The 23,279-nt window shown below is 71.3% G+C and carries 23 protein-coding genes, 1 tRNA gene and 2 pseudogenes; 14 read left to right on the top strand and 12 right to left on the bottom strand.

What is annotated here, in order from left to right:
• Positions 1-162 precede the first annotated feature (162 nt).
• The 6 genes from ACFZDL_RS13135 (at position 163) to ACFZDL_RS13110 (ending at position 4,891) form a co-directional block, all read left to right on the top strand.
• Positions 163-600, top strand: a complete 438-nt coding sequence (locus tag ACFZDL_RS13135) for a DUF3052 domain-containing protein (protein WP_014180045.1) — start codon at positions 163-165, stop codon at positions 598-600.
• Between the two features lie 182 nt (positions 601-782).
• Positions 783-1,241, top strand: coding sequence for a peroxiredoxin (locus tag ACFZDL_RS13130; protein WP_353589070.1), 459 nt, complete (start codon positions 783-785; stop codon positions 1,239-1,241).
• A gap of 164 nt (positions 1,242-1,405) precedes the next feature.
• Positions 1,406-1,981 carry a TerD family protein gene (locus ACFZDL_RS13125; RefSeq protein ID WP_353589068.1) on the top strand — a complete coding sequence of 192 codons (576 nt, stop codon included), beginning with the start codon at positions 1,406-1,408 and terminating at the stop codon, positions 1,979-1,981.
• A gap of 242 nt (positions 1,982-2,223) precedes the next feature.
• A complete protein-coding gene (locus ACFZDL_RS13120) occupies positions 2,224-2,799 on the top strand; it encodes a TerD family protein (protein ID WP_353589066.1) in 576 nt (191 codons plus the stop codon).
• Between the two features lie 51 nt (positions 2,800-2,850).
• Entirely contained in the window at positions 2,851-4,017 is a 1,167-nt protein-coding gene (locus ACFZDL_RS13115) for a DUF475 domain-containing protein (protein WP_353589064.1), read from the top strand.
• 145 nt (positions 4,018-4,162) lie between these two features.
• Positions 4,163-4,891, top strand: coding sequence for a Tellurium resistance (locus tag ACFZDL_RS13110; RefSeq protein WP_353589736.1), 729 nt, complete (start codon positions 4,163-4,165; stop codon positions 4,889-4,891).
• Between the two features lie 66 nt (positions 4,892-4,957).
• On the opposite strand, the gene ACFZDL_RS13105 is transcribed toward ACFZDL_RS13110, so the two are convergent.
• Positions 4,958-6,094, bottom strand: coding sequence for a TerD family protein (locus ACFZDL_RS13105; protein ID WP_353589062.1), 1,137 nt, complete (start codon positions 6,092-6,094; stop codon positions 4,958-4,960).
• Between the two features lie 232 nt (positions 6,095-6,326).
• On the opposite strand from ACFZDL_RS13105, the gene ACFZDL_RS13100 reads away from it, so the two are divergent.
• The 3 genes from ACFZDL_RS13100 to ACFZDL_RS13090 are packed head-to-tail and all read left to right on the top strand — an operon-like array spanning position 6,327 to position 11,206.
• Positions 6,327-7,517 carry an HpcH/HpaI aldolase/citrate lyase family protein gene (locus tag ACFZDL_RS13100; protein WP_353589061.1) on the top strand — a complete coding sequence of 397 codons (1,191 nt, stop codon included), beginning with the start codon at positions 6,327-6,329 and terminating at the stop codon, positions 7,515-7,517.
• Positions 7,518-7,571: 54 nt separating this feature from the next.
• Positions 7,572-10,376, top strand: a complete 2,805-nt coding sequence (locus ACFZDL_RS13095; RefSeq protein ID WP_353589734.1) for a phosphoribosyltransferase — start codon at positions 7,572-7,574, stop codon at positions 10,374-10,376.
• Entirely contained in the window at positions 10,376-11,206 is an 831-nt protein-coding gene (locus ACFZDL_RS13090; protein WP_353589059.1) for an HAD family hydrolase, read from the top strand. Before ACFZDL_RS13095 ends, ACFZDL_RS13090 begins: the two co-directional genes overlap by 1 nt.
• Before the next feature lie 5 nt (positions 11,207-11,211).
• Here ACFZDL_RS13090 and ACFZDL_RS13085 read toward each other — a convergent pair whose 3' ends face one another.
• Positions 11,212-11,835, bottom strand: coding sequence for a DedA family protein (locus ACFZDL_RS13085; protein ID WP_353589057.1), 624 nt, complete (start codon positions 11,833-11,835; stop codon positions 11,212-11,214).
• 134 nt (positions 11,836-11,969) lie between these two features.
• Between ACFZDL_RS13085 and ACFZDL_RS13080 the strand changes: the two genes are divergently transcribed.
• From ACFZDL_RS13080 to ACFZDL_RS13070, 3 genes are read left to right on the top strand one after another with little or no spacing between them, the layout of a single operon-like run.
• Positions 11,970-13,166, top strand: coding sequence for a histidine kinase (locus ACFZDL_RS13080; RefSeq protein WP_353589055.1), 1,197 nt, complete (start codon positions 11,970-11,972; stop codon positions 13,164-13,166).
• Complete coding sequence (locus ACFZDL_RS13075) at positions 13,157-13,810, top strand: response regulator transcription factor (RefSeq protein WP_353589053.1); 654 nt, start codon at positions 13,157-13,159, stop codon at positions 13,808-13,810. The genes ACFZDL_RS13080 and ACFZDL_RS13075 overlap by 10 nt, the downstream gene beginning before the upstream one ends.
• Before the next feature lie 59 nt (positions 13,811-13,869).
• Complete coding sequence (locus ACFZDL_RS13070) at positions 13,870-14,481, top strand: class I SAM-dependent methyltransferase (RefSeq protein WP_353589732.1); 612 nt, start codon at positions 13,870-13,872, stop codon at positions 14,479-14,481.
• Positions 14,482-14,611: 130 nt separating this feature from the next.
• Here the strand turns inward: ACFZDL_RS13070 and ACFZDL_RS13065 are convergent.
• From ACFZDL_RS13065 to ACFZDL_RS13055, 3 genes and pseudogenes are all read right to left on the bottom strand, one after another.
• A pseudogene (locus ACFZDL_RS13065) lies at positions 14,612-15,226 on the bottom strand (DUF4383 domain-containing protein); the annotation flags it as partial.
• Between the two features lie 207 nt (positions 15,227-15,433).
• A complete protein-coding gene (locus tag ACFZDL_RS13060) occupies positions 15,434-15,661 on the bottom strand; it encodes a zinc ribbon domain-containing protein (protein WP_353589049.1) in 228 nt (75 codons plus the stop codon).
• A gap of 78 nt (positions 15,662-15,739) precedes the next feature.
• Positions 15,740-17,047, bottom strand: a complete 1,308-nt coding sequence (locus ACFZDL_RS13055; RefSeq protein ID WP_391191191.1) for a hypothetical protein — start codon at positions 17,045-17,047, stop codon at positions 15,740-15,742.
• A 318-nt stretch (positions 17,048-17,365) separates the two neighbouring features.
• Between ACFZDL_RS13055 and ACFZDL_RS13050 the strand changes: the two genes are divergently transcribed.
• Positions 17,366-17,437: transfer RNA gene (locus tag ACFZDL_RS13050), tRNA-Val, on the top strand.
• Positions 17,438-17,544: 107 nt separating this feature from the next.
• Here ACFZDL_RS13050 and ACFZDL_RS13045 read toward each other — a convergent pair.
• The 7 genes and pseudogenes from ACFZDL_RS13045 to ACFZDL_RS13015 all read right to left on the bottom strand — a co-directional run bounded on the left by ACFZDL_RS13045 (position 17,545) and on the right by ACFZDL_RS13015 (position 21,858).
• Entirely contained in the window at positions 17,545-18,672 is a 1,128-nt protein-coding gene (locus tag ACFZDL_RS13045; RefSeq protein ID WP_353589046.1) for a methyltransferase domain-containing protein, read from the bottom strand.
• Positions 18,673-19,339: 667 nt separating this feature from the next.
• A pseudogene (locus ACFZDL_RS13040) lies at positions 19,340-19,630 on the bottom strand (MvdC/MvdD family ATP grasp protein); the annotation flags it as partial.
• Between the two features lie 21 nt (positions 19,631-19,651).
• On the bottom strand, positions 19,652-19,906 hold the full coding sequence (tgmA, locus tag ACFZDL_RS13035) for a putative ATP-grasp-modified RiPP (RefSeq protein WP_353589044.1): 255 nt from the start codon (positions 19,904-19,906) through the stop codon (positions 19,652-19,654).
• A 98-nt stretch (positions 19,907-20,004) separates the two neighbouring features.
• A complete protein-coding gene (locus ACFZDL_RS13030; RefSeq protein ID WP_353589042.1) occupies positions 20,005-20,175 on the bottom strand; it encodes a hypothetical protein in 171 nt (56 codons plus the stop codon).
• Between the two features lie 228 nt (positions 20,176-20,403).
• Entirely contained in the window at positions 20,404-20,949 is a 546-nt protein-coding gene (locus ACFZDL_RS13025) for a hypothetical protein (RefSeq protein ID WP_353589040.1), read from the bottom strand.
• A complete protein-coding gene (locus ACFZDL_RS13020) occupies positions 20,946-21,431 on the bottom strand; it encodes a hypothetical protein (RefSeq protein WP_353589038.1) in 486 nt (161 codons plus the stop codon). Before ACFZDL_RS13020 ends, ACFZDL_RS13025 begins: the two co-directional genes overlap by 4 nt.
• Positions 21,418-21,858 carry a hypothetical protein gene (locus ACFZDL_RS13015; RefSeq protein WP_353589036.1) on the bottom strand — a complete coding sequence of 147 codons (441 nt, stop codon included), beginning with the start codon at positions 21,856-21,858 and terminating at the stop codon, positions 21,418-21,420. The genes ACFZDL_RS13020 and ACFZDL_RS13015 overlap by 14 nt, the downstream gene beginning before the upstream one ends.
• 158 nt (positions 21,859-22,016) lie before the next feature.
• On the opposite strand from ACFZDL_RS13015, the gene ACFZDL_RS13010 reads away from it, so the two are divergent.
• Positions 22,017-23,273: a helix-turn-helix transcriptional regulator gene (locus tag ACFZDL_RS13010; RefSeq protein WP_353589034.1), complete on the top strand. Its 1,257-nt coding sequence runs from the start codon at positions 22,017-22,019 to the stop codon at positions 23,271-23,273.
• Positions 23,274-23,279 lie beyond the last annotated feature (6 nt).

Here is a 23,279-nt window from a genome sequence, read left to right as displayed (position 1 = left end):
TCCGTTGAACGCCGTATGGGGGGACGCCCCACGTTTGGGCGGGATCGCTGGCCAGGTACTTGCGCGATCCGCCCGGCCCGTGTGGACTACGCCCCAAGCCCCGCGCACGCGCGTGGCGCACAGCGACTCTAAGAATGAACGCAAGATGACAGGAGGCAATCCGTGAGCGCGACCGCGGACCACGCGGAGGAGCGGACCAACCCTGCCGTGAGGCTGGGGTTCCAGCCCGATCAGGTGGTCCAGGAGATCGGCTACGACGACGATGTCGACCAGGAGCTCCGCGAGGCCATCGAGGAGATCACCGGCCAGGAGCTTGTCGACGAGGACTACGAGGACGTGGCCGACGCCGTCGTGCTGTGGTTCCGTGAGGACGACGGCGACCTGACGGACGCGCTGGTGGACGCCATCCAGATGATCGACGACGGCGCGCCGGTCTGGCTGCTGACCCCCAAGACCGGCCGTGACGGCTATGTCGAGCCGAGCGACATCAATGAGGCCGCGACCACCGCCGGCCTGTCCCAGACCAAGAGCTTCAACGCGGGCAAGGACTGGACGGGCAGCCGTCTGGTCACCCCGAAGGCCGCGAAGTCGAAGCGCTGAGCCGGTCCGGTGGTCGCCGGTCCGGTGGCCGCCGTTCCGGCGGGGCCGTCGGCACACGGCCCCGCGACACCCTGCGCAGAGCCCCCCTCCGAACCGATCGGAGGGGGGCTCTGCGCGTAGGGTGTTCCCCGATCAACCAGCCCATCCAGCCAACACGAGCTACCAGCGAAGGGATGCCACCCATGGCGATAGAGGTCGGCGCGAAGGCCCCCGATTTTGAGCTGAAGAACCAGCACGGGGAGTCGGTCCGGCTCTCCGACTTCCAGGGTGAGAAGAACGTCGTCCTCCTCTTCTACCCGTTCGCCTTCACCGGCGTGTGCACCGGCGAGCTGTGCGCCCTGCGCGACGAGCTGCCGAAGTTCGTCAACGACGAGGTGCAGCTGCTCGCCGTCTCCAATGACTCGCCCTTCTCGCTGCGCGTGTTCGCCGAGCAGGAGGGTCTTGAGTACCCGCTGCTGTCGGACTTCTGGCCGCACGGCGAGGCCAGCCGGGCGTACGGCGTCTTCGACGAGGAGAAGGGGTGCGCGGTGCGCGGCACCTTCGTGATCGACAAGGAGGGCGTGGTCCGCTGGACCGTCGTCAACGGACTCCCCGACGCCCGGGACCTCAACGACTACGTGAAGGCCCTGGAATCCCTGTAAGGCCCCGGAAACCCTGTGACGGGGGGAACCGCTCACTAGGATCGACGCGTTGATCCTGATGGGACCCCCGGGCGCCCCAGGTCGTGGCCTGGCGGTGCCCCCGGTACCCGGCATAACAATGAGGGGGCACACAGTGCTCCTGACGAACCTTTTTGGGAGGACTCGTGGGAGTCAGCCTCAGCAAGGGCGGAAACGTCTCGCTGACCAAGGAAGCCCCGAACCTGACCGCCATCACCGTGGGTCTGGGCTGGGACGTCCGCACCACCACGGGCACTGACTTCGACCTCGACGCCAGCGCCCTGCTGACCAACTCCGAAGGCAAGGTCACCAGCGACCAGAACTTCGTCTTCTTCAACAACCTGAAGAGTCCCGACGGCTCGGTCGAGCACACCGGTGACAACCTCACCGGTGAGGGCGAGGGCGACGACGAGCAGATCAAGGTGAACCTGGCCGGCGTGCCGGCCGATGTCGCCAAGATCGTGTTCCCGGTCTCGATCTACGACGCCGAGACCCGCCAGCAGAGCTTCGGCCAGGTCCGGAACGCGTTCATCCGCGTGGTCAACCAGGCCGACGGCAATGAGCTCGCCCGCTACGACCTGACCGAGGACGCCTCGACCGAGACCGCCATGGTCTTCGGCGAGCTGTACCGGCACGGGGCGGAGTGGAAGTTCCGGGCGATCGGCCAGGGGTACGCCTCCGGTCTGCGCGGCATCGCGCAGGACTTCGGCGTCAACGTCTGATTCCGCCCGTAGCCCCGTAGCACCACCCGCGTATGTACGTCCCGCGTACGCACCGTACCGCCCGCGCGTCCGGCGCCGCGCCCCTGCACACCGGCAGGGGCGCGGCGCCGGACGCGCTGCTTCGCAAGCCATGAGGCGCCTCGTGCGCCGCATGCGTGCTCCGCGCTCCACGCGCACCTCGCGCATCGCGCGCACTCCGCGCTTGATGCGCACTTCGCGACACCAGGGGAGGAACCAGGACCATGAGCGTTACCCTCGCCAAGGGAGGCAATGTCTCCCTCACCAAGGCCGCGCCGAATCTCACCCAGGTGATGGTCGGCCTGGGCTGGGACGCGCGCTCGACCACCGGAGCGCCGTTCGACCTCGACGCCAGCGCCCTGCTGTGCCAGTCGGGGCGAGTGCTCGGGGACGAGTACTTCGTCTTCTACAACAACCTGAAGAGTCCCGAGGGCTCGGTCGAGCACACCGGTGACAACCTCACCGGTGAGGGCGAGGGCGACGACGAGTCGATCCTGATCGACCTCACCAAGGTCCCGGAGCGGGTCGACAAGATCGTCTTCCCTGTGTCGATCTATGACGCGGACACCAGGCGCCAGACGTTCGGGCAGGTCAGCAATGCTTTCATCCGTGTGGTGAACCAGGCGGACGGCGCTGAGCTGGCCCGCTACGACCTCTCGGAGGACGCGTCGAGCGAGACGGCGATGATCTTCGGAGAGGTTTACCGCTATGGCGGTGAGTGGAAGTTCCGGGCCGTGGGGCAGGGGTACGCGTCAGGTCTGCGGGGCATCGCTCTAGACTTCGGGGTCAACGTTTCGTAAAGCCGCGTAGAGAGCGCGGGGGAGACCTTACGAAGAGGGATTGGACAGGAAGTGCTCCTCAAAACCTTTGGTTGGTCGTTCGCCGTCACGGCGGCCGGCCTGGCCTTGGCAGGCGTCCTCTGGGGGTGGAAGGGGCTCGCCATCGTCGGGATCCTCTCGATCCTGGAGATCTCGCTCTCCTTCGACAACGCGGTCATCAACGCGGGCATCCTCCGAAAGATGAACGCCTTCTGGCAGAAGATCTTCCTGACAGTCGGCATCCTGATCGCCGTCTTCGGCATGCGCCTCGTCTTCCCCGTGATCATCGTGGCCATCACGGCGAAGATGGGGCCGCTGGAGGCCGTCAACCTGGCGATCAACGACAAGGACAAGTACGAACACCTGGTCACCGCCGCCCACCCGGCGATCGCGGCCTTCGGCGGGATCTTCCTGCTGATGATCTTCCTCGACTTCATCTTCGAGGAGCGCGACATCAAGTGGCTGGGCTGGCTCGAGCGGCCGCTGGCCAAGCTCGGCAAGCTGGAGACGCTGTCGATCGTCGTCGCCCTGCTGGCGCTGCTCGTGACCGCGATGACCTTCGCCACCGACGTGGCCCACGGCGGCGGCGACAAGACCGCGACCGTGCTGCTGGCCGGTGTCGCCGGTCTGCTCACCTACCTGATCGTGGGCGGCATCTCCGGCTACTTCGAGGACAAGCTGGAAGAGGAAGAGGAAGAGGAAGAGGCGGACGAGGCCGAGGAGTCCGAGCGGGCCGAGAAGGCGGCCTCCGGAGCCTCGAAGGGCAGCCAGGGCGCCACGGTGGTCGGCCTGGCCGGCAAGGCCGCGTTCTTCCTCTTCCTGTACCTGGAGGTCATCGACGCGTCGTTCTCCTTCGACGGCGTCATCGGCGCCTTCGCGATCACCAACGACATCTTCGAGATGGCGCTGGGTCTGGGCATCGGCGCCATGTACATCCGGTCCCTGACCGTCTTCCTCGTCCGCAGGGGCACCCTCGACGACTACGTCTACCTGGAGCACGGCGCGCACTACGCCATCGGCGCGCTCGCCGCGATCCTGCTGGTCACCATCAAGTACGAGATCAACGAGGTCATCACCGGCCTGATCGGTGTGGTGCTGATCGGCGCCTCGTACTGGTCCTCGGTGGTGCGCAACCGCCGGGAGGCGGCAGCGGGGGGCGAGGACGCCGAGAGCAAGGCGGAAGTCACGTCCGGAGTGTGAGGTCACCTCCGGAGTGCGAACCTCCGGAGTGTGACGCGGGTCCGTTTGAGGAACGCTCTGAGCGGGGCGGGCCGGGAGTCCTCTCTCCCGGCCCGCCCCGCGGGCAGTTGGGCGATCGAGTAGTCGACTGGTGGGGGTGCGCACGATGGCGTTCTGGAACAACTGGGGACGGGGCGCGTGGCGCGAATTCGACAGCGGTGACGCCTCGGGTGTGGTCGCGCTGACCAAGCGGCACCAGACCATCTCGCTGACCAAACAGGGGGCGGCCAGCGGCAACCTGCGGATCAACCTGTCCTGGCGGATGCGGACATCGGACTTCAACGAAAGGTCGGGGCGCGGCTCCCTGCGCCATCCGCTGCGGATGTTCAAACCGGAGATGGTGCAGGCCCAGGGCTCCGCGATGGTCAATGTCGACCTGGACCTCGCCTGCATGTACGAGCTGCAGAGCGGCGCCAAGGGCGTGGTCCAGCCGCTCGGCAACTTCCTGGGCAACCTGAACGAGGCGCCGTACGTCAAGCTCAGCGGCGACGACCGGTTCGGGTCCGGGTCCGGCGAGACGATCTACATCAACATGGACCACAAGGACGACATCAAGCGGCTGCTCGTCTTCGTCTACATCTACGACGGCACCCCGGCCTTCGACCGCACCCACGGCATGGTCACGCTCTACCCGAGCAACGGGCCGCGGGTGGAGATCGAGCTCCACGAGCGCGCCCCGCAGGCCCGCTCCTGCGCCGTGGTGATGATCGAGAACGTCAAGGGCGAGATGCTGGTCCGCCGCGAGGTGAAGTACGTCTACGGCTTCCAGGCGGAGCTGGACCGGCTGTACGGGTGGGGGCTGCAGTGGGGCCGGGGCTACAAGGAGAAGGTCTGAGGGCGGTGGCGTGGCCGGGTGCCCGGGGCGTGCTCCCCGGGCACCCGGCCCATCACCTGAGGATGCTCACCGGTGCTGGAACTGCGGCCCCTGCGGCGGCAGCGTGAAGTTGGGGTCGGGCAGCGGGGGCGGCGGTATGGGCTGGGTGCGCTGCACCTGCTGCGGATAGCCGTACGCGGGCTGCTGCGGATATCCGTACGCCGGCTGCTGGGGGTAGCCGTATCCGGGCTGCGCCGCCTGCGCCGCCGGGGGCTGGGCGGGGGGCTGCGGATAGCCGTGGGTGGGCTGCTGCGGATAGCCGTAGCCGGGCTGTGACGGCGGCTGCGGCGGGGCGGCCGGTGGAGCGGTCGGCGGGGGCGGCACGGGGCCGTAGCCGGTCGGCAGCGGTGTGGGCGCCGCCATCGGCTGGGTCAGCTGCGAGTCGTCCCAGGAGTCCGGCCCGAAGGCGGGGCCGGGGGGCGCGGCCTCGTCGGCCGTGGTGGTGTGCGGCGGCGGGGGTGGCGTCACGGGGGTGGGGGTGGACTGCGGCTTGATCCCGTTCGCGTTTCCGGTGCCGTTCGCGGTGGTGTCCGCGGCCCCGGACCCGCCCGCGCCCGGGGCGGCGTCGGCCGCCGGGCCCTCCCCGCTGTCCGCGGCGCCGGCCTCGCCGTCCCCCTCGCCGTCGTCCACCGAGATGCCGTACTCCGTGGCCAGCCCGACCAGCCCCGACTCATAGCCCTGCCCGAGCGCGCGGAACTTCCACGAGCCCCCGCGCCGGTAGAGCTCGCCGCAGAGCAGCGCGGTCTCCTGGCCGGTCTCCGGCGCCACCACGAACTCCGCGAGCGGCTCCGCGCCCGCCCCGCCCGCCGCGTCGTACAGCAGCAGGCTCAGATCCGTCACCTGGCCGAAGCTGCCGCCGTCCGCCGACGCGGCCAGCACCACCCGGTGGACGGCCGGCTCCAGTGCCGCCAGGTCGGCCTCGACGGTGTCCGTCAGCCCCTCCGGCACCCGCTTCTTGGGCAGGTGCCGCACCAGGCCGGACGGATGCCGTGGCTGGTTGTAGAAGACGAAGTCCTCGTCCGAGCGCACGCGGTCGTCCGCGCCCAGCAGCAGCGCCGAGGCGTCCACGTCGGGTACGTCCGTGCCGGGGGTCCAGCGGAGCACGGCCCGTACAGCGGTGGCCTCCAGCGGGATGTTCGATCCCTTCAGCATCGCGTGCGTCATGGCCGCAATCCTGCCCTCCCTGCCCTGGCCGGGACAACGCAGGGGGCCGTGCGGGGCCGGGAAGAGATCGGAAAAGGTGTGATGAGCCAGTATCCCGGACACGCAGTGGACGCATATGAGTTACGCGATTTTCACGCGCTTGGGGAACTTTTGACCAGTCGCCGCACGTACGATTATCGGCCACCACCCGGGCCGGAACGGCCAGCGCGGGCACGGCAGCGTGGGGAGAAGTATGCGGCATTTTGGACACCTGTCGGCCGAGGTGCGGAAAGATCTGTTCTATCGGGAGCCCGGCGAGTTCACCGCCCAGTCCCCGGCCCAGACGCTCGCCGTCGCCCTCGGCGCCACCCTCTACAGCCCGGCCACCCGCCCCCGCCTCGCCGATGACATCGCCAAACAGGCAGGTCAGGGCGTTACCTCCATGGTGCTCTGCCTCGAGGACTCAATAGACGACAATCAGGTGCCCGCGGCCGAGGAGAACCTGGTGCGGCAGCTGGGCGAACTCTCGGCGCGCGGCCCGCACCTCTCGCTGCCCCTGTTGTTCATCCGGGTCCGCACCCCCGAGCAGATCGTCGATCTCGTCCAGCGGCTCGGCAGCGCCGTGCGACTGCTGTCCGGATTCGTACTGCCGAAGTTCACCGAGGAGCGCGGCGTCCCCTTCCTCGAGGCACTGATTTCGGCCGAAACCACGCAGGCGACCGAGGCCCTGGGCGGACGGCGACTGTACGCGATGCCGGTCCTCGAATCGCCGGAGCTGATGCACCGGGAGACCCGCACCGAGACCCTGGCCGGCATCGGGCGCACCGTCGACAAGCACCGCGAGCGGGTCCTGGCGCTCCGCCTCGGCGTCACCGACCTGTGCTCGGCCTACGGGCTGCGCCGCGCGCCCGACATGACGGCGTACGACGTACAGCTCGTCGCCTCCGTCATCGCGGACGTGGTGAACATGCTGGGCCGCGCGGACGGCACCGGCTTCACGGTCACCGGGCCGGTGTGGGAGTACTTCAAACCGCACGAGCGGATGTTCAAACCGCAGCTGCGCCTCAGCCCCTTCACCGGCCGCGCCGCGTCGTCGCTGCGCACCGCCCTCATCGAGCACGACATGGACGGGCTGCTGCGCGAGATCGAACTCGACCGCGCCAACGGCCTGCAGGGCAAGACCTGCATCCACCCGACGCATGTCGCCCCCGTGCATGCGCTGTCCGTCGTCAGCCACGAGGAGTACAGCGACGCCGTGGACATCCTCGAGCCGGAGCGCGACGGGGGCGGGGTGCTGCGCTCGGCGTACACCAACAAGATGAACGAGGTGAAGCCGCACCGTGCCTGGGCCGAGCGGACCCTCCGGCGCGCCGAGGTGTTCGGCGTGGCCCAGGAGCACATCAGCTTCGTGGAGCTGCTGGCGGCGGGGTTGAGGACGGGGTGAGGGGTAAGTGACGGGGTTGATGGGGCTGACGGAGCGGATGGGGCGTACGGCGTGATGTGGTCGGGGCAGTGGGTCGCGGACCGGCTGGGGGTCGGGCTCGAAGGCGGCGACGAACTGCGCGAGCTGCTGGGACTCGCGCTGCGGCGCAACCCCAAGCGCGCGCACCTGCTGGTGTCCAATGTGCTCGGCAAGCACGTGCCGCAGCGGCCGCGTGCCGTCCACGGCGCCGGCGTACGGCTCGGCCGCCGGGTACGCGAGCTGCTGGGCGAGGAGGCCGCGGCGCGCGCGGTCGTGCTCGGCTACGCGGAGACCGCGACCGGCCTGGGCCACAGCGTCGCGGACGGCCTGGGCCTCGCCCCCTACCTCCACTCCACCCGCCGCCCGGTCGCGGGGGTCGCCCCGGTGGGCGGCTTCGAGGAGGAGCACAGCCACGCCACGTCCCACCTCCTCCTCCCCGAGGACCCCGGCCTGCTGGCCACGGACGGCCCTCTGGTCCTCGTCGACGACGAGTTCTCGACCGGCCGCACGGTGCTCAACACGATCGCCGCCCTCCACCGCCGCTTCCCGCGCGAGCGGTACGTGGTGGTGGCCCTGGTCGACATGCGCTCCGCCGAGGACCGCGCCCGCCTTGACGCGTTCGCCGCCGACCTCGGCGCGCGCGTGGACCTGATCGCGGCGGCGACGGGCACGGTCCGGCTGCCGGAGGGCGTCCTGGAGCGCGGACAGCGGCTGGTGGCGGAGCACGAGACCGCCACGGGGCGGCCGGGGGCGGGGCCCGGCGCGGCGCCCGGGTCCGGCTCGGCGTTCGCCGACTCGGGGTCCGCGCCCGGCGCGGCGCTCCGGTCCGTCTCAGGGAACGCACCCGAGCCCGGTCCGCGGTTCGCACCCGCGCGCGGCTCGGAAAACGTGCTTGCGCCCGGGAACGCGCCCGCGCCCGCGCCCGGGGCGGGGACGGCGTCCGCGCCCGGCCCGGGGAACGCGCCCGGCCCGGCGTCAGGGCCCGGCGCGGCGCACGCGGTGGCGCCTGGCTTCGCCTCGGCGCCCGCGGCCGGGCCTGATTCCCCGACCGCGCCCGGCGCCGGGCTCACCGGGCTCACCGGGCACGCCGGGCGTACGGGGGCGGTCCGCGTCGAGCTCGGCTGGCCGCTGGGCGTGCCCGACGGGGGGCGGCACGGGTTCACGCCCGCGCACCGGGAGCGGCTGGAGGCCGCGCTTCCGGGCATGGCGGCCCGTATCGCCGAGGCGCTGGGCAGCGGGCCGCGGCGCGTGCTCGTGCTCGGCTTCGAGGAGCTGATGTACGCGCCGCTGCGGATCGCCGAGGCGCTGGAGACCGCGCTGGACAGCGGGTCCAGCGGCCCGGACGCCGGGTCGGGCGGGGCCGAGGTGCGGTACTCGACCACCACGCGCTCACCCGTGCTGGCCGTCGACGACCCCGGCTACGCGATCCGTACCCGCCTCGCCTTCCCCGCGCACGACGCGCCCGCCGACGGGCCCGGCGAGCGCTACGCCTACAACGTGGCCCCCGGCAGCGACCCCGCGCGCCGCTTCGACGCGATCGTCGCCGTCGTCGACTCGCCCGCCGACACCCCCGAACTGCACGCCCCGGACGGGCTGTTGGCGCACCTCGCCGAGCACACCGACCGCCTCCTGCTGGCCGTCGTGCCGTCCTACACCCCCGCCCGTAACTCCGATCGACAGGCGCCCCCCATGTCACAACCGCCGCTGCCGGAACCGCTGCGCGGCCCGGCGTTCTCCTCGTACGCCCCCGAAGAGGTCGGCTGGCTGCTGCAGGACTTCTCCGACGTCACGCTCGAGGCGCCCACCGAGGAGCGCGAAGAGGCGATCCAGAGCGGCGGCGCGCACTACGCCGAGTCGCTGCCCGTCGAGTACCAGCCCACCGAGGAGTACCAGGCGCTGTTCCGGGCCGCGCTCACCACCTCCGCGGCGCGCATCGCGCGGGCGGTCGGCGCGGTCACCGAGACCGTGCTCGCGGAGCGTTCGCCGCGCCCCGTGCTGGTGTCGCTGGCCCGGGCCGGCACCCCCGTCGGCGTGCTGATGCGCCGCTGGGCGCGCCACGCCCACGGTCTCGACCTGCCGCACTACGCCATCTCCATCGTGCGCGGCCGCGGCATCGACACCACGGCGCTGCGCTGGCTGGCGGACCGTCACGACCCCGCCGACGTGGTGTTCGTGGACGGCTGGACCGGCAAGGGCGCGATCACCCGCGAGCTGGCCGAGGCCGTACGGCCGTATCCCGGCTTCGACCCGCGGATCGCCGTACTCGCCGACCCCGGCCGCTGCGTGGAGACGTACGGCACGCGCGATGACTTCCTCATCCCCTCCGCCTGCCTCAACTCGACCGTCTCCGGGCTGATATCGCGCACCGTCCTCCGCGCCGACCTGGTCGGGCCCGACGACTTCCACGGCGGGAAGTTCTACCGCGAGCTGGCCGGCGCCGATGTCTCCGGGCTCTTCCTGGACACCGTCACGGCCCGCTTCGACGAGGTCGCCGACCAAGTCGCCGCCGACGCGAAGGAGCTCGCGGCCGCCGACCGCACCCCCACCTGGGAGGGGTGGGCGGCCGTCGAGCGGATCAGCGAGGAGTACGGCATCCACGACGTGAACCTCGTCAAGCCGGGCGTGGGCGAGACGACGCGGGTGCTGCTGCGCCGCGTCCCGTGGAAGATCCTCGCGGCGCGCGGCGCCGGCGCGGACCTGGCGCATGTGCGGCTGCTGGCCGAGCAGCGCGGGGTGCCGGTGGAGGAGGTGGGCGACCTGCCGTACTCGTGCGTCGGGCTGATCCACCCCCGCTACACGCGCGGCGCGACGGGCGCGGACGGCAAGGCGGTGAGCGCCTGATGACAAGCCATGACCAGCAGCCCCTGCTGATCGCGAGCGACCTCGACCGCACGCTGATCTACTCCGCGGCGGCCCTCGACCTCCGTATGCCGGACGCCGAGGCACCCCGCCTGCTGTGTGTCGAGGTGTACGGCCACCGGCCGCTGTCGTACATGACGGAGACCGCGGCCGGGCTGCTCACCGAGCTGGCCCGCGGCGCCGTCTTCGTACCGACCACCACGCGCACCCGCGAGCAGTACGGCCGGGTCCGCCTCCCCGGCCCCGCCCCCCGCTTCGCGATCTGCGCGAACGGCGGGCATCTGCTGGTCGACGGCGAGTCCGACCCGGATTGGCAGGCGTCCGTGCGCGCCCGCCTCGCCGCGGCGTGCGCGCCGCTGGAGGAGGTCCGCGCCCATCTCGTCCGTACCGCGGACCCGGCCTGGCTGCTCAAGGAGCGGGTGGCCGAGGACCTGTTCGCCTATCTGGTCGTCGAGCGGGCCCTGCTGCCCGAGGGGTACGTCAAGGAGCTGACGGTCTGGGCCGAGGAGCGCGGCTGGACGGTCTCGCTGCAGGGCCGCAAGATCTACGCCGTGCCGAAGCCGCTCACCAAGAGCGCGGCGGTCGCCGAGATCGCGCGCCGTACGGGGGCGCGCGAGGTGCTGGGCGCCGGGGACTCCCTCCTGGACGCCGACCTCCTCCTCGCCGCCGACCGGGCCTGGCGCCCGGGCCACGGCGAACTCGCCGACGAGGGCTGGACGGCGCCGCGGGTGACGGCGTTGGAGGCGAGGGGCGTGGCGGCGGGGGAGGAGATCCTGCGGGCCTTCGCGGCCCGGGCCGGCGTGGCGCCGTAATCCGTTCACCCCCGCCGCCGGCCCTGCCCCGGGCGGAAGACCCGTACGCCGACGAAGACCACCACCCCCAGCGCCGCCGCGCCCGCCACCACCTTGGAGTACACCGACACGTAGTCCGTCACCTCGTGCCAGTTGTCCCCCAGCGCGTACCCGGCCAGCACGAACACCGTGTTCCAGATCAGGCTCCCGAGCGTGGTCAGGGCGAGGAAGGCGGGCACCGGCATCCGCTCGATCCCGGCCGGCACCGAGATCAGGCTGCGGAAGATCGGCACCATGCGCCCGAAGAAGACGGCCTTCGTGCCGTGCCGGGCGAACCATCGCTCCGTGCGCTCGATGTCGGCCACCTTCACCAGTGGCAGCCGCGCGGCGATCGCGACCGTACGGTCCCGGCCGAGCAGCCCGCCCACCCAGTACAGGGCGAGCGCCCCGATCACCGAGCCCGCCGTGGTCCACAGCAGCGCGGCGTACAGGTTCATGTCGCCCCGCGCGGCGGCGAATCCCGCCAGCGGCAGGATCACCTCACTGGGCAGCGGTGGGAAGAGGTTTTCCAGGGCGATGGCGGCGCCCGCGCCGGGCGCGCCCAAGGTGTCCATCAGGCCGGTGGCCCAGTCGGTGATCCGGTCGCTCATGTCCCACGACGCTAGGAACGCGGGCGCCCCGGGACCATGAGGGCGCCCACCCGGCCCCGCGGTCGTGCACCACACCCACAACCTGCGGAAATCCTCAGTGTGCGGGCCGGTGCGCGCCACTAGCGTTGCCGTCCATGAGTACGAGGGGGACGTTGGGGAGCTGGCCGCGGCGCGGGCTGCGCCTGGCGGGCGGGCTGCTGATCGGCGCGGGCACCGCGCTCGTGGAGCTGGTGTGCGTCGTGGCGGCGGGCCTGGCCCTGCTGTGCGTACGGACCTGGCCCGGCGGATGGCCGGCCGCCCGGCGGTGTGTGCTGCGCACGGTGACGGCCGGGGCGCGGCGGCTGACGGAGACCGAGCGCCGCCGGCTGGCCCGCTTCCTGGGCCATGACACCGCGGCCGAGTACGACGGGCGCGCCGCCCGCCACTACCTGGCGGTGCGCTGGTCGCTGGGGCTGCTGGGCGGGCTGGTGCTGCTGGCCGTGGCGGTCGGCACCGCGTACGGCAGTCTGCTGCTGTGGGGCTGGTTCCTCATGCGCGACGGCGCGTGGATCACCATCACCACCTCCGCGATCGGCGGCCTGTTCCTGCTCTTCCTCGCTCTCCAGGGCATCGTCGGCGTCGCGCTCCTGGAGGGGCGGCTGGCCCGCCACTTCCTCGGCCCCAGCCACCAGGAGGCGCTTCGGCGCCGGATCGACGAGCTGTCCACCAGCCGCGCCGGGGTCGTGGACGCGGTGCACGACGAGCGCCGCCGCATCGAGCGCGATCTGCACGACGGGGTGCAGCAGCGGCTGGTCGCCCTCGGCATGCTGCTCGGCCGGGCCCGCCGCAGCCAGGACCCCGACAAGGCGCGTGCCCTGCTCGTCCAGGCCCACGAGGAGAGCCGGGCCGCGCTGATCGATCTGCGCGAGGTGGCGTGGCGGGTGTACCCGACGGCGCTGGACGAGGCCGGGCTGCGGGCGGCGCTGGAGGCGGTCGCCGAGCGGTCGCCCATCCCGGTGCAGCTGGAGTACGGGCTGACGGCGGAGCCGGGGGAGGCGGTCCGTACAGTGGCGTACTTCGTGGTCGCCGAGGCGGTGACCAACGCGATCAAGCACTCGGGCGCGGAGCGGGTCACGGTGGCGCTCACCCGGCGGGAGGCGGAGGTGGGGACCTTGGGCGGGCTGCTGGTACGGGTCACCGACGACGGCAGGGGCGGCGCGGACCCGGCGGGCGGCGGGCTGCTGGGCCTGGCCCGGCGGGTGGCGGCCCTGGACGGCCGGCTGCGGGTGGTCAGCCCGCCCGGCGGACCCACCACGGTCGGCGCGGAGCTGCCGGAGCTGCCATGCGCGTGATCCTGGCCGATGACTCGACCCTGCTGCGCGAGGGCCTGGTGCGGCTGCTCGCCGAGGAGGGCCACGAGGTGGTGGCGGCGGTGGGCGACGGCACGGCGCTGGTCGAGGCGGTGGGGCGGTGCCCGGACGTGGACGCGGTGGTGGTCGACGTACGGATGCCGCCGACCCACAGCGACGAGGGGCTGCGGGCGGCGCTGGAGATCCGGCGGCTGCACCCCGGCGTGGGCGTGCTGGTGCTGTCGCAGTACGTGGAGAAGCGGTACGCGACCGAACTGCTCACCGCCGAGGACGGCGGCGCGGGGGTCGGATATCTGCTCAAGGACCGGGTGGTGGAGGTCGACGAGTTCCTGGACGCGCTGGAGCGCGTCGCGGCGGGCCGCGCCGCCTTCGACCCCGAGGTCGTCCGCAGACTGCTGGCCCGCAGCACCCACACCGACCCGCTCGGCCGGCTCACCCCGCGCGAGCGGGACGTCCTCGGCGCGATGGCGCAGGGCCACGCCAACACCGCCATCGCGGAGCGGCTGCATGTCTCGCGCAGCGCCGTCGAGAAGCACATCAATGCGATCTTCGACAAGCTCGAACTCCCCGCGAGTTCGGGTTACAGTCGCCGCGTACTGGCTGTACTGCGTTATCTGGGAAGCTGAAGGGGGCCACGTTGGCCGAGAGCAAGAGCACGCCGGTCACGGACGAGCTGTACGGCTACATGCTGGGCCACAACCCGCCGCTCGACCCGGTCCAGCGCGAGCTCGTCGAGGTCACACACGCCCGGCTGCCCGAGTACGCGGGCATGCAGTCAGCCGAGGAACAGGGTCCGCTGCTGGCGTTCCTGGTGCGGCTGACCGGCGCCCGGCACATCGTCGAGGTCGGCACCTTCACCGGCTTCTCCGCCCTGTCGATGGCGCAGGCGCTGCCCGCCGACGGCACGCTGATCGCCTGCGACGTGTCGGAGGAGTGGACGGCGTACGGGCGGGACGCCTGGGCCAAGGCGGGGGTCGCGGACCGTATCGACCTGCGGATCGCCCCCGCGCTCGACACGCTGCGGGCGATGCCGGCCGAGCCGCACATCGACCTGGCCTATCTCGACGCGGACAAGGGCAACTACATCGCGTACTGGGATGAGTTGGTGCCGCGTATGAGCCCGGGCGGGCTGATCGTCGCGGACAACGTGTTCTTCCACGGGTCGGTCGTCGACCCGGAGGCGACGGGCTCGGGGGCGGCGATCAAGGCGTTCAACGAGCATGTGGCCGCCGACGACCGGATGGAGTCGGTCATGCTGACGGTCGCTGACGGGCTGACTCTGGCCCGCCGCCGCTGAGCCTGCGCCGCCGCAGCAGCCGCCGGGCGTGCCGGCCTCCTTCCTGCTGCTGGGGGGCGTGCGAGGCCCGGGACGCTCCGGGGGGCTGATCGAGCTTGCCCCACTTTCCGGGAGGCGTACCGGGCGGCGTGCCGGGCGGCTTCTCCGTTGCCTGATCGCCACGACCGGCCTGGAGCTCCCGGGCACGCGCCTCGCGTTCGGCGAGGACGGGGTGGCGGGCCTGCCAGTACGGATTGTCGTGCGGCAGCCCGCCACTGACCCGCCCGTACATGCCGAACCACATCAGCATCAGGCCGACCACAAAGCTGAACAGCACGTTCTGCAGGCGGAAGGCCAGGAAGTCGTAGGGCGTCCTTATCAGGGCGAGATTGACGAAACCGCTCAGCAGGAAGAGGACGCCCAGCACGATGTTGAGGGTCGAGGCGAAGTTGCCGCCGATGACCATGCCGGCGACCAGCAGCGCGCCGATGACGATGGACAGCACGCTCAGCGTGCCATTGGTGTTCAGACCCGCGACGGTGGCACCGCCGGTGTCAAAGAAACCGATCTGGTGGACCAGGCCCAGGATGCCGAAGGCGATCAGGACCAGGCCCATCAGGGCCGCACCGACGCGGTAGACCTGGCTGAGCCGGTGGTCGACCGGCAGATGTTCGTCGAGTTTGATGCGGACGCCGATCCGCTCCGGGAACTGGCGTCCGATCCCCGCTGGGTGAGGACCGATGGGGGAGGGGCGGCCAGTAGCCATGTCCGGCCTCCTTCGGGCTGGTGGGCTTTACCCCTGCCGCGCGCGGAGACCCCGGCCTCACGGTGCTGCGCGCTGCGCGGTCGAGGCCGTACCTGCGTACGTACCTCCCAGGATCCGCCCCCGGCCGGTCCGGCTCAACCGCGCCCGCGTCACCGGCGGCATCCGCGCCCGCGCGGCCTCACCCGCGGCATCCGCGCCCGCGCGGCCTCACTCGCAGCATCCGCCCCCACAGCACCCGCCACCGCCGCCACCGCCACCGGAGGCCTGCGAGCGCGCCGGAGCGGAGGAGGCTCCGGTGACGGCGACCGTCGAGAGCAGCTTCACCGTGTCGTCGTGCCCGTCCGGGCAGGACGCGGGCGCCGAGGACTCGGCCATGGGCCGGTTCAGCTCAAAGGTGGTCCCGCAGGCGCGGCATCGGTATTCGTAACGAGGCATAGGAGGCAGCATAGCCAGGCCAGACGCGGTCCAACAGCACACAAAGCGCGCAAAACCGCAGGTCGACGACCGCCACGCTCAGTGCGCGCCGCCACCCCGCTCCTCACGGATCTCCTGCACCACGCGGGCGGCCGTCTGGCGCACGGCCTCCGTCTCGGTCAGGAAGTGCCACCAGTCCGGGTGCCGCCCCTCCAGGCCGGCGATCGCCTGGTCCAGCCGCTCCACCGCGCCGTCCAGCGGCCGCGCGTGGCGCGGGTCGGGGGTGTCGCGCCCGGCCATGGCCAGCCGCTGCGCGTCGCGGATCGCGAAGCGCGTGCGCTCGACTTCCTTGTTCCGGTCGTAGGACACCTCGTCGAGCCGCCGCAGCCGGTCGCCTGCCGCCGACACCGCCTCGTCCGTGGTGTTCAGCAGTGCCCGTACGGTCGACAGGAGGGCGGTGGCATCGGCCCAGCGCTGGTCGTCCCGCGCCTCCTGCGCCTCCTTGAGCTTCGCCTCGGCGCGCGCGACCTCCTCCGCCGCCTGCTCGGGAACGGCCTGCAGATCCTGCCAGCAGGCCGCGCTGTACCGGCGCCGCAACTCGCTCAGCACGGGCCCCACCCCCTCCGTACGCGTGGTGATCGCCTGCGCGCGGGTCCGCAGCGACACCAGCCGCCGGTCGATCTCCGAGGCCCGCTCCGGCAGCCGCTCCGCCTCGCCGCGCACCGCCTCCGCCCGGCGCAGCACATCGTCGGCGCGCCGGATGGTCTCCTGCACACCGTGCCGGCCCGCCCCCTCGTTGAGCTTGGTCAGCTCGGGCGCCAGCGCGGCCAGCCGCGCCGCCAGGTCGTCGGCCCGCAGCCCCGACCCCCGCACGGCATCCAGCGCCTCGCTCGCCGCGCGCAGCGCCTGCCGGGCGCGCTCCACGGCGGGCGCCAGCCGCGCCAGCTGGGTCTCGGCCTGCTCCAGCAGCGGGGCGAGGCCCTGCGCGAAGCGGTCGAGGTCCCCCTTGGTGCGCCGCAGCTCGTCCTTCGCCCTGACCAGATCCGCGCGGGCGCGCGAGGCGGCCGAGCCGTCCAGGTCGTCGCGGTCCAGGTCATGGGCGTCCACGGCGGTGATGTAGTCCCGGCTGACCTGGTCGATCCGCTGGCCGAGCGCCTCGAAGTCGGCCTTGGCCCGCCGGGCGGCCGGGGAGTCGTCGACCGCCGTGATCGTCTCGATCGAGATCCGCAGATCGCGCTGCGCGGTGTCCAGCTCGTAGAACGCCGCCGCGGCCTCGTCCTTCGCCGCCTGCGCCTGCGCCCGCTGCCCTTCCCCCCGCCCCCCGAACCACCGCCGCGCCCCGCCCCCCGCGAACGTCACCGGCACCACCGCCACCAGCAACGGCAACGGCGCCACCACCAGCGCCACACCCCCCACGAACCCCTCGACCACCCGCCGCCCCAGCCCCCGCGGCCGCCACCCCGCCCCCAGGCGGCGCGCTGGACCCGGACGGCGCGCTGGACCCGGACCATGCTCCGGACGAGGACGACGTACTGGACGTGCAGATCGCGCGGATGTCGCCGCCACTTCCCTCTCCCACATGGATCGCCCCAGGCCCGGCTGTCATTCTCCCACCAGTGACCGACGAACAGGCGTGACGGATGGTTCGCGATCAGGCCCGTTCTTTCGCTCAGCCACTGGATTGCGGCGGCGCGGCGCGGACAGGGTAGGCTGGCACCTCATCCCGGGCGCATAGCTCAGCGGTAGAGCGCTGCCCTTACAAGGCAGATGTCGGCGGTTCGAACCCGTCTGCGCCCACGGTGATTCACCGCAGGTGAGAGCGTGACTTCAGCCCCTCAACCACTCTGGGTTGAGGGGCTGTTGCGCCTGAGAGGCAAGACGGCCGGCTCCCGGCTGAACGGCGCCTAGTCCGGCAGTTGCCAGGTCACGCCATCCGGCTCGTCCAGCCACAGCGAATGCCCGCCGTCCGGAGCGACGGTCACGCCGTACCGCTCGTGGCCAGGGCGCCCGGCATCCCGCCAGTGCGAGAGCAGTGGCTCCCGCTCGGCCCACAGATCACGCGGCCCCCCGTGATCGAGCCGAGCGCTCGTCACTCCGGTCATCGTGATCCGCGCCCACGACGAGCTACCCGGGTCGTACAGGCACCGGATCTGCCGGCCCTCGTCATCTACGAGGGCGAAGTCGGCCGCAGTGGGGTGCACCAGAGAGGACAGCAGTTGCGGGGCCGGCACGTCCAGGCTCGCCGGGACGGTGATCTCCCGTGTCTGGCCGGACCACGTCAGCAACGGTTGCACGAGGCTCCCCACCGTGGTGCCCACGGCGTCAAGGGCCGGCCGAGCCGTCATGAAGGTAGCCAGGCCGGGAAGGAAGCGTCCGGTGGCGGAGCGGTCGGCCTCGAGTACCAGGCGCGCGATGCCGCAGCCGATGTTGACCACGATCACCCCACCGGGCCGAAGCTGCTCCCGCCACGCGTCCGGGGCCCGCCCCACACCGCACGTCGCCAGCAGCCGGTCGTACGGTGCGCGCTCCTGGTAGCCGGCCATCCCGTCCCCAGCGACCAGAGTGGGCTCGTAGCCGGCTTGCCGCAGGCGGGCTCGCGCCGCGGCCACCAGCTCGGGGTCGACGTCGACCGTCACGACGTGATCGCTGCCAAGTCGATGGGAGAGCAGCGCCGCGTTGTAGCCGGTGCCCGCACCGATCTCCAGCACGGTGTCGCCGTCCCGCACGTCCAGGGCCTCGAGCATCTGGGCCATGAGGGAGGGCTGAGTGGACGAGCTGGTGGCGGTGCCGTCCTGGTCGAACTGGGTCAGCAGGGAGATGTCCTGGTAGGCCGCGGCCAGCCATGCGGGGTCGCCCTGACTGTATTCGTGCAGGCTGCCCTGGGACCGGACGGTGAAGGTCGGCACAAAGGTCTCGCGGGGGACGCTCAGGAAGGCGGCGTGCCATGGCTTGGACCGGATGCAGCCAGCCCTCACCAGCTGTTCGGCCATGTGCTGGCGCAGCTCGTCTGCCGATGGTGCTTCGGTGATCACGCTTTGCCCCTCTCCAGTAGGTCAGCGAGTGCTCGGGTAATGGGCATGCGCAGGTCGGGGATGAATCCCCACTGCCGTTGGGGTTGACGTCGACCAAGTACCAGTGGCCTTGGGCGTTAACGAGGAAGTCGAGGGCGACGTATTGCAGGCCGAACGTGCACATCAGCATGTGGACGCCCCCGGCGATGTGCTCGGGCGCCTGGCAGGACTTGAACGTCAGGCTGTCGTAATCGGCGCGGAAGTCGATGCGGGAGGCGTCTGAGCCTGCGTGGATCTCGGCCGCGAACAAGGTGTGCGCGACTGCGGTGAGCCGCACCTCGTACGCCTTGTCCACCCACTCTTGGAACTGGTGCGCGGTGCGCCTGACGGACTCATCGATCTCACCCGGTCGGACCTGCGTCGTCCACAGGGCCTGCGGCCGGTCGTCCTGGTCGCTGGGGTGGGTGGTGCCGAGCGCCTTGTACGCGGCGACTTGGCCCGGCAGCTCGGAGATGAACTCGCGGGCTTGGACGGGGTCGTTGGTGATCAGCGTGCGGGGGACAGAGAGCCCGCCGCGGGCCGCTGCGGCCAGGGCGACGGGCGGGTATGCAGCGAGGGCGTTGCGGTTCGGGTGGTTCACCCACAGGCAGGGCAGCGAATACGTCATCCCGTTGAACCCGGCTTGTGCCTCGGCCTGCGCCCATCGTGCGTCCTGCTCGGACATGTCGGGGTGGAGACGGGGCGCTCCGGGGCGTCGGTAGTACACGGATCGGATGTCGCTGAGAGACACGTCCCGGTGCTGACCGCGTAAGACGCCCTGCCACGACGTCAGGTCGGGGCCGATCCGGGCCGCCACGGTCAGGCTCTCCGGGAAGTCACCGGGGTTGAGCCGGTGTACGGGTACGGATCGTTCGTTGAGCTCCGCTATGACCAGGTCAGCGGTCGCATCATCGGGCCGGGTCAGCACCAGGACGGTCATGGGTCAGATCCTTCTGTCAGGTCAGTCGGTGTCGTTCTCGGTGTCGGTCGCCAGCTGGTTGTCCTCCTTGGTCTGGGTCGTCGTCGTGAGCTTCGTCTTCATCGACGGCTCGCTGATGAACGGCGTCCCGGTCGCGGTCACGCTGATCTGCCGCTCGGGGCAGAGGTGCAGGGCCGGGATGACGAGGGCCTCGTCCGCCACGGGGACGGCCTTGGACAGGCCGAACGGGCGGACGGCCGAGGTGGCGGGGCGCTCCATGGTCCGGGTCGCGGTCACGGTGTTCTCCATTCGTGTGTGGATCTTCTGTGGTGGTGCACTTGCGGCCCGCCCCGGCCGGACCGTCCTCCCGATAAGGGGGCGGCCGGGGCGGGGGCTTATGGGGTGACGTCGTGCACGCAGGGGTTTTCGCAGGTGTCGTCGCAGACGTGTGTGGTCTGCCTGACGTGCCGGTCGGCCAGGTCCTCCTGACGAGCTGCCGGACCGCTGGACGGTCGCACGTCCCGGCTGGTTCTGGCCGCGTTGATGGTGTGTCGCCTGCTGGTCATGCGTGCCTTTCTTGATGGTGGTGCGTCTTCGGCGGGACTCCGGCGCGGGTGCCTGGCCGGTGCCGGAGTCCCGTCTCCCTGTGGCCGACGTCCGCGCAGCCGACCAGAGGGGTCGAGGGGCGGGCCGCCGATGGCGCGTCCGGTACGGGGGAACCAGACACCGGGGCCCGCCCGGTCATGGGGCCGCAGTGCGTCTGCGTCGTGGCGGCGGCATCTCCCGGCGGGCGTTCATCGGCGGTCGCCAGCTGACGCGTCGCGCCGGGCGGCGATCGCGCGCCGGGCGGCGCGGGGTGAGTCGGCCACCGTGGCGAGCCCCACGAGCAGCCGGCCGTTCTCCCCGCCCGCTTCTATGTACTCGTCGACCTCGGCCCTCGACGCGACCGGGGACAGCTCGTCCAGGCCGACGGCGAGCAGCAGCTGCCCGAAGCCGCTTATGGCCTGCGCCCACCGCGGATGGGCGGGGAGGCGCAGCGCGTACTGGGAGCCGTCGAAGTGGAGCAGGATCGCGCCGCCAGCGTGGACGGTGATCCGTTCGCCGACGCCCACGAGCCCCTGGTCGCGGGCCGCTACGCCCAGGGATGCGGCGACGCCGCGCATGGTCCGCTCGACCTCGTGCGGGTCGACGTCCTCAAACTGCGGCGCGGGGTGGGTGAGCAGCAGCGCGGTGAACACCTGGCCGCCGAGGGTGTGGTCGAGCCACACCCGGGCGTTGAGCGAGGCGATCAGGCCGGGGGTCGGTACTGGCGGCGCGGTGGCCTCGATGGCACTGGTCATCGGCGCATCTCCCCAGCTCTGGCCAGGGCGGCGAAATAGGCGCCGTACAGGTCGTCGGGGTCCGTCAAGATGAGGGGATGGCTCGGTACGACGATCCACGACCGTCCTTGTCGGGTGACAGGAGCGACGATCTCCAGCCCCGGAATTAGCAGGGTCTCACCGGCCGTCAACACGCTTGCGCCGGGCAGCTCCCAGCCGTCCGCCGAGTGGACGGGCACCGGCACCTCGACACTGAAGTGCGCGTGGAGCACCGGCCCGAGGGGTGCCCCCATCTTCCGCATCATCCGGATGGTTGCCCAGCCAGCGGGTTGGGGCAGGCGCACGACGTCCCATGCCTTCCCGACAGGGAGCGGGGCCAGTTTGTCGTGCTCCCATGCGAGGAGCGTCTTGCTGACGCTGGCTCCGGCGTCCTGGATCCACTGAGTGGGGCTCGCCGCGGTGCCGCTTCGGCTGGCGTCTGGGAGCGGTTTATGGGTGGTCACAGCGCGCTCCACTCGTGCTTGGCTCGGTCGACGTGCTGTGGATGGGATTCGCGGCCTGGCTCAGCGCCTCGTGTAGCAGCTGGGCGTCGGTGAGGTACCGTTCGGGATCCACTGGGATGCGCCAGTGGGTGCCGGGCCGACTGGTCCAGTGCGCGGGCGGCACGCCCACGTAGCTGGCCCCGGCGGTGGAGGCGCCGAGTACGTGAACCTGCTGCAGGCCCCAGTTGTCGGCGGTGCCCGGTGTCACGAGCCAGTACATGGGTCCGTGGCTGTCCTGGATGACGGCGCCGGACTGGTCGCCGAGTAAGCCGAGCGCGTGCTCTCCCAGGCGTTTGGGCACGCGGACGGCGTCCCACCATTGACCGGTCGGAACGACCTTAATGTCGCGTCCGTTCGGCGGAGTCCACGGCAGCGCTTCGGTACTCATGACTCGTGCGTCCCTTTCCCCGTTACGGGTAGTGAGGAGACGAAACCGCGCGTCACGCTGCATCGGCCAGCGCTGACCCGTGACACGCATACGCGTATGCACTGAGCGCATACGCGTAGCGGGCAAACGGTAAAACCCAGGTACCAACAGGAGTGGGCATGAACTGGTCTTCGCAGGCGATTCGGGACGCCGCCCGCCAAGGCGACTACGGGCGGGTCGTCAGCCTGGCCCGCCGCGACGCTGGTGTATCCCAGCGCCAACTCGGCGACGCCTGCAGGATCAGCCAGTCCGCCGTCTCTCGTCTCGAAGGACGCGGCACGGCCTCATACGACATGACCATTCTGGCGAGAGCTGCCACGCACCTACACATTCCCCCGCGTCTGGTTGGCCTCGCCGACCACACAGCGGCGAATTTCGCCGAGAACGGACAGCACGACGTGCACCGGCGCAACTTCCTGGGGGGGGCCGCAGCGATCGTTGCCACCCCTGCTCTCGCAGCCCTCCACCCCCAGCCCCCGGACACTGGCCAGGCCGCGACGCTCCGCGTTGCCACCACCGCCTTCCGCCGCCTGGACGGCACCACCTCATCTCGGCATCTCTCGGAGCCGGTCCTGGCGCATCTGCGGCTCACCCAGACCATCAGAGCTGAAGCCGAGTCTCCTGAGCAGCGGACCCGCCTGGCGGCTGTGGGTAGCGAAGCGGCCTCGCTCGCGGGTTGGCTGGCCTGGGACATGAACGATGTCGGGTCCGCGCGCACCTGGTACGGCACGGCGATCAAGGCCGCTCGCATGTCCGGTGATCGACTGCTCACCGCCTATCAACTCGGCAGTCTCGCCGGGTTCGAAGCGGATGCCGGGAACGCGGCCCAGGGCATGTCCCTCATCCACCGCGCTCGTCGTCAACTGAGTGAGGCGACACCAGCCATCGCCTCAGCGTGGCTCGGCACGGTCGAGGCACTCGCGCATGCGGCAGCTGGGGATCGAGCAGCTGCTCATGCTGCACTGGAGCAAGCCGCCCGCTATACGGAGGTCGTACCGAACGAGCAGCCGCCGCCCTGGCCGTGGGTCTTCAGCTTCACGCCCAGCAAGGTGGCGGCGGCCAGACTCACCTGTGGCGCGCGGCTGGGGATCCCGGCATGGGTCACGGCATCACAGGATGCGGCCGCTGCCGCCCTGGCTTCCGGACACGAAAAGCAACGCGCCCTGCTCATGCTCGACCTGGCTGCGGCGCATATGGCGCAAGGACGTTTGGACGGCGCGTTTGCCATGGCTGCCCGGGCACTTGAGGTAGGCGTGCGGTACCGCTCGGGCCGCATCATAGAGCGCGCTCGCAGCCTCCGACGCGCCTACACTTCGACCACCCCACCTCGGGTGGTCAGGGAGTTCGATGACCGAATGCACGGCATCTACCTGTGAGAACGG

The sequence above is a fragment of the Streptomyces sp. NPDC007917 genome, assembly GCF_042959105.1.
In the GTDB taxonomy this organism is placed as follows: domain Bacteria; phylum Actinomycetota; class Actinomycetes; order Streptomycetales; family Streptomycetaceae; genus Streptomyces.
Note: the sequence above shows the minus strand (reverse complement) of the source record. Positions and strands in the feature narration are given on the sequence as shown.

What these genes read in the sequence shown, in the direction of transcription:
- ACFZDL_RS13085 (WP_353589057.1), bottom strand. Translation starts at nt 11,835, where the DNA reads ATGAGCGACCGGATCACCGACTGGGCCACCGGCCTGATGGACACCTTG.
- ACFZDL_RS13015 (WP_353589036.1), bottom strand. Translation starts at nt 21,858, where the DNA reads ATGAGTACCGAAGCGCTGCCGTGGACTCCGCCGAACGGACGCGACATT.
- ACFZDL_RS13105 (WP_353589062.1), bottom strand. Translation starts at nt 6,094, where the DNA reads ATGACGCACGCGATGCTGAAGGGATCGAACATCCCGCTGGAGGCCACC.
- ACFZDL_RS13100 (WP_353589061.1), top strand. Translation starts at nt 6,327, where the DNA reads ATGCGGCATTTTGGACACCTGTCGGCCGAGGTGCGGAAAGATCTGTTC.
- ACFZDL_RS13060 (WP_353589049.1), bottom strand. Translation starts at nt 15,661, where the DNA reads ATGCCTCGTTACGAATACCGATGCCGCGCCTGCGGGACCACCTTTGAG.
- ACFZDL_RS13075 (WP_353589053.1), top strand. Translation starts at nt 13,157, where the DNA reads ATGCGCGTGATCCTGGCCGATGACTCGACCCTGCTGCGCGAGGGCCTG.
- ACFZDL_RS13025 (WP_353589040.1), bottom strand. Translation starts at nt 20,949, where the DNA reads ATGACCAGTGCCATCGAGGCCACCGCGCCGCCAGTACCGACCCCCGGC.
- ACFZDL_RS13090 (WP_353589059.1), top strand. Translation starts at nt 10,376, where the DNA reads ATGACAAGCCATGACCAGCAGCCCCTGCTGATCGCGAGCGACCTCGAC.
- ACFZDL_RS13130 (WP_353589070.1), top strand. Translation starts at nt 783, where the DNA reads ATGGCGATAGAGGTCGGCGCGAAGGCCCCCGATTTTGAGCTGAAGAAC.
- ACFZDL_RS13120 (WP_353589066.1), top strand. Translation starts at nt 2,224, where the DNA reads ATGAGCGTTACCCTCGCCAAGGGAGGCAATGTCTCCCTCACCAAGGCC.
- ACFZDL_RS13110 (WP_353589736.1), top strand. Translation starts at nt 4,163, where the DNA reads ATGGCGTTCTGGAACAACTGGGGACGGGGCGCGTGGCGCGAATTCGAC.
- ACFZDL_RS13080 (WP_353589055.1), top strand. Translation starts at nt 11,970, where the DNA reads ATGAGTACGAGGGGGACGTTGGGGAGCTGGCCGCGGCGCGGGCTGCGC.
- ACFZDL_RS13095 (WP_353589734.1), top strand. Translation starts at nt 7,572, where the DNA reads ATGTGGTCGGGGCAGTGGGTCGCGGACCGGCTGGGGGTCGGGCTCGAA.
- ACFZDL_RS13070 (WP_353589732.1), top strand. Translation starts at nt 13,870, where the DNA reads ATGCTGGGCCACAACCCGCCGCTCGACCCGGTCCAGCGCGAGCTCGTC.
- ACFZDL_RS13010 (WP_353589034.1), top strand. Translation starts at nt 22,017, where the DNA reads ATGAACTGGTCTTCGCAGGCGATTCGGGACGCCGCCCGCCAAGGCGAC.
- ACFZDL_RS13030 (WP_353589042.1), bottom strand. Translation starts at nt 20,175, where the DNA reads ATGACCAGCAGGCGACACACCATCAACGCGGCCAGAACCAGCCGGGAC.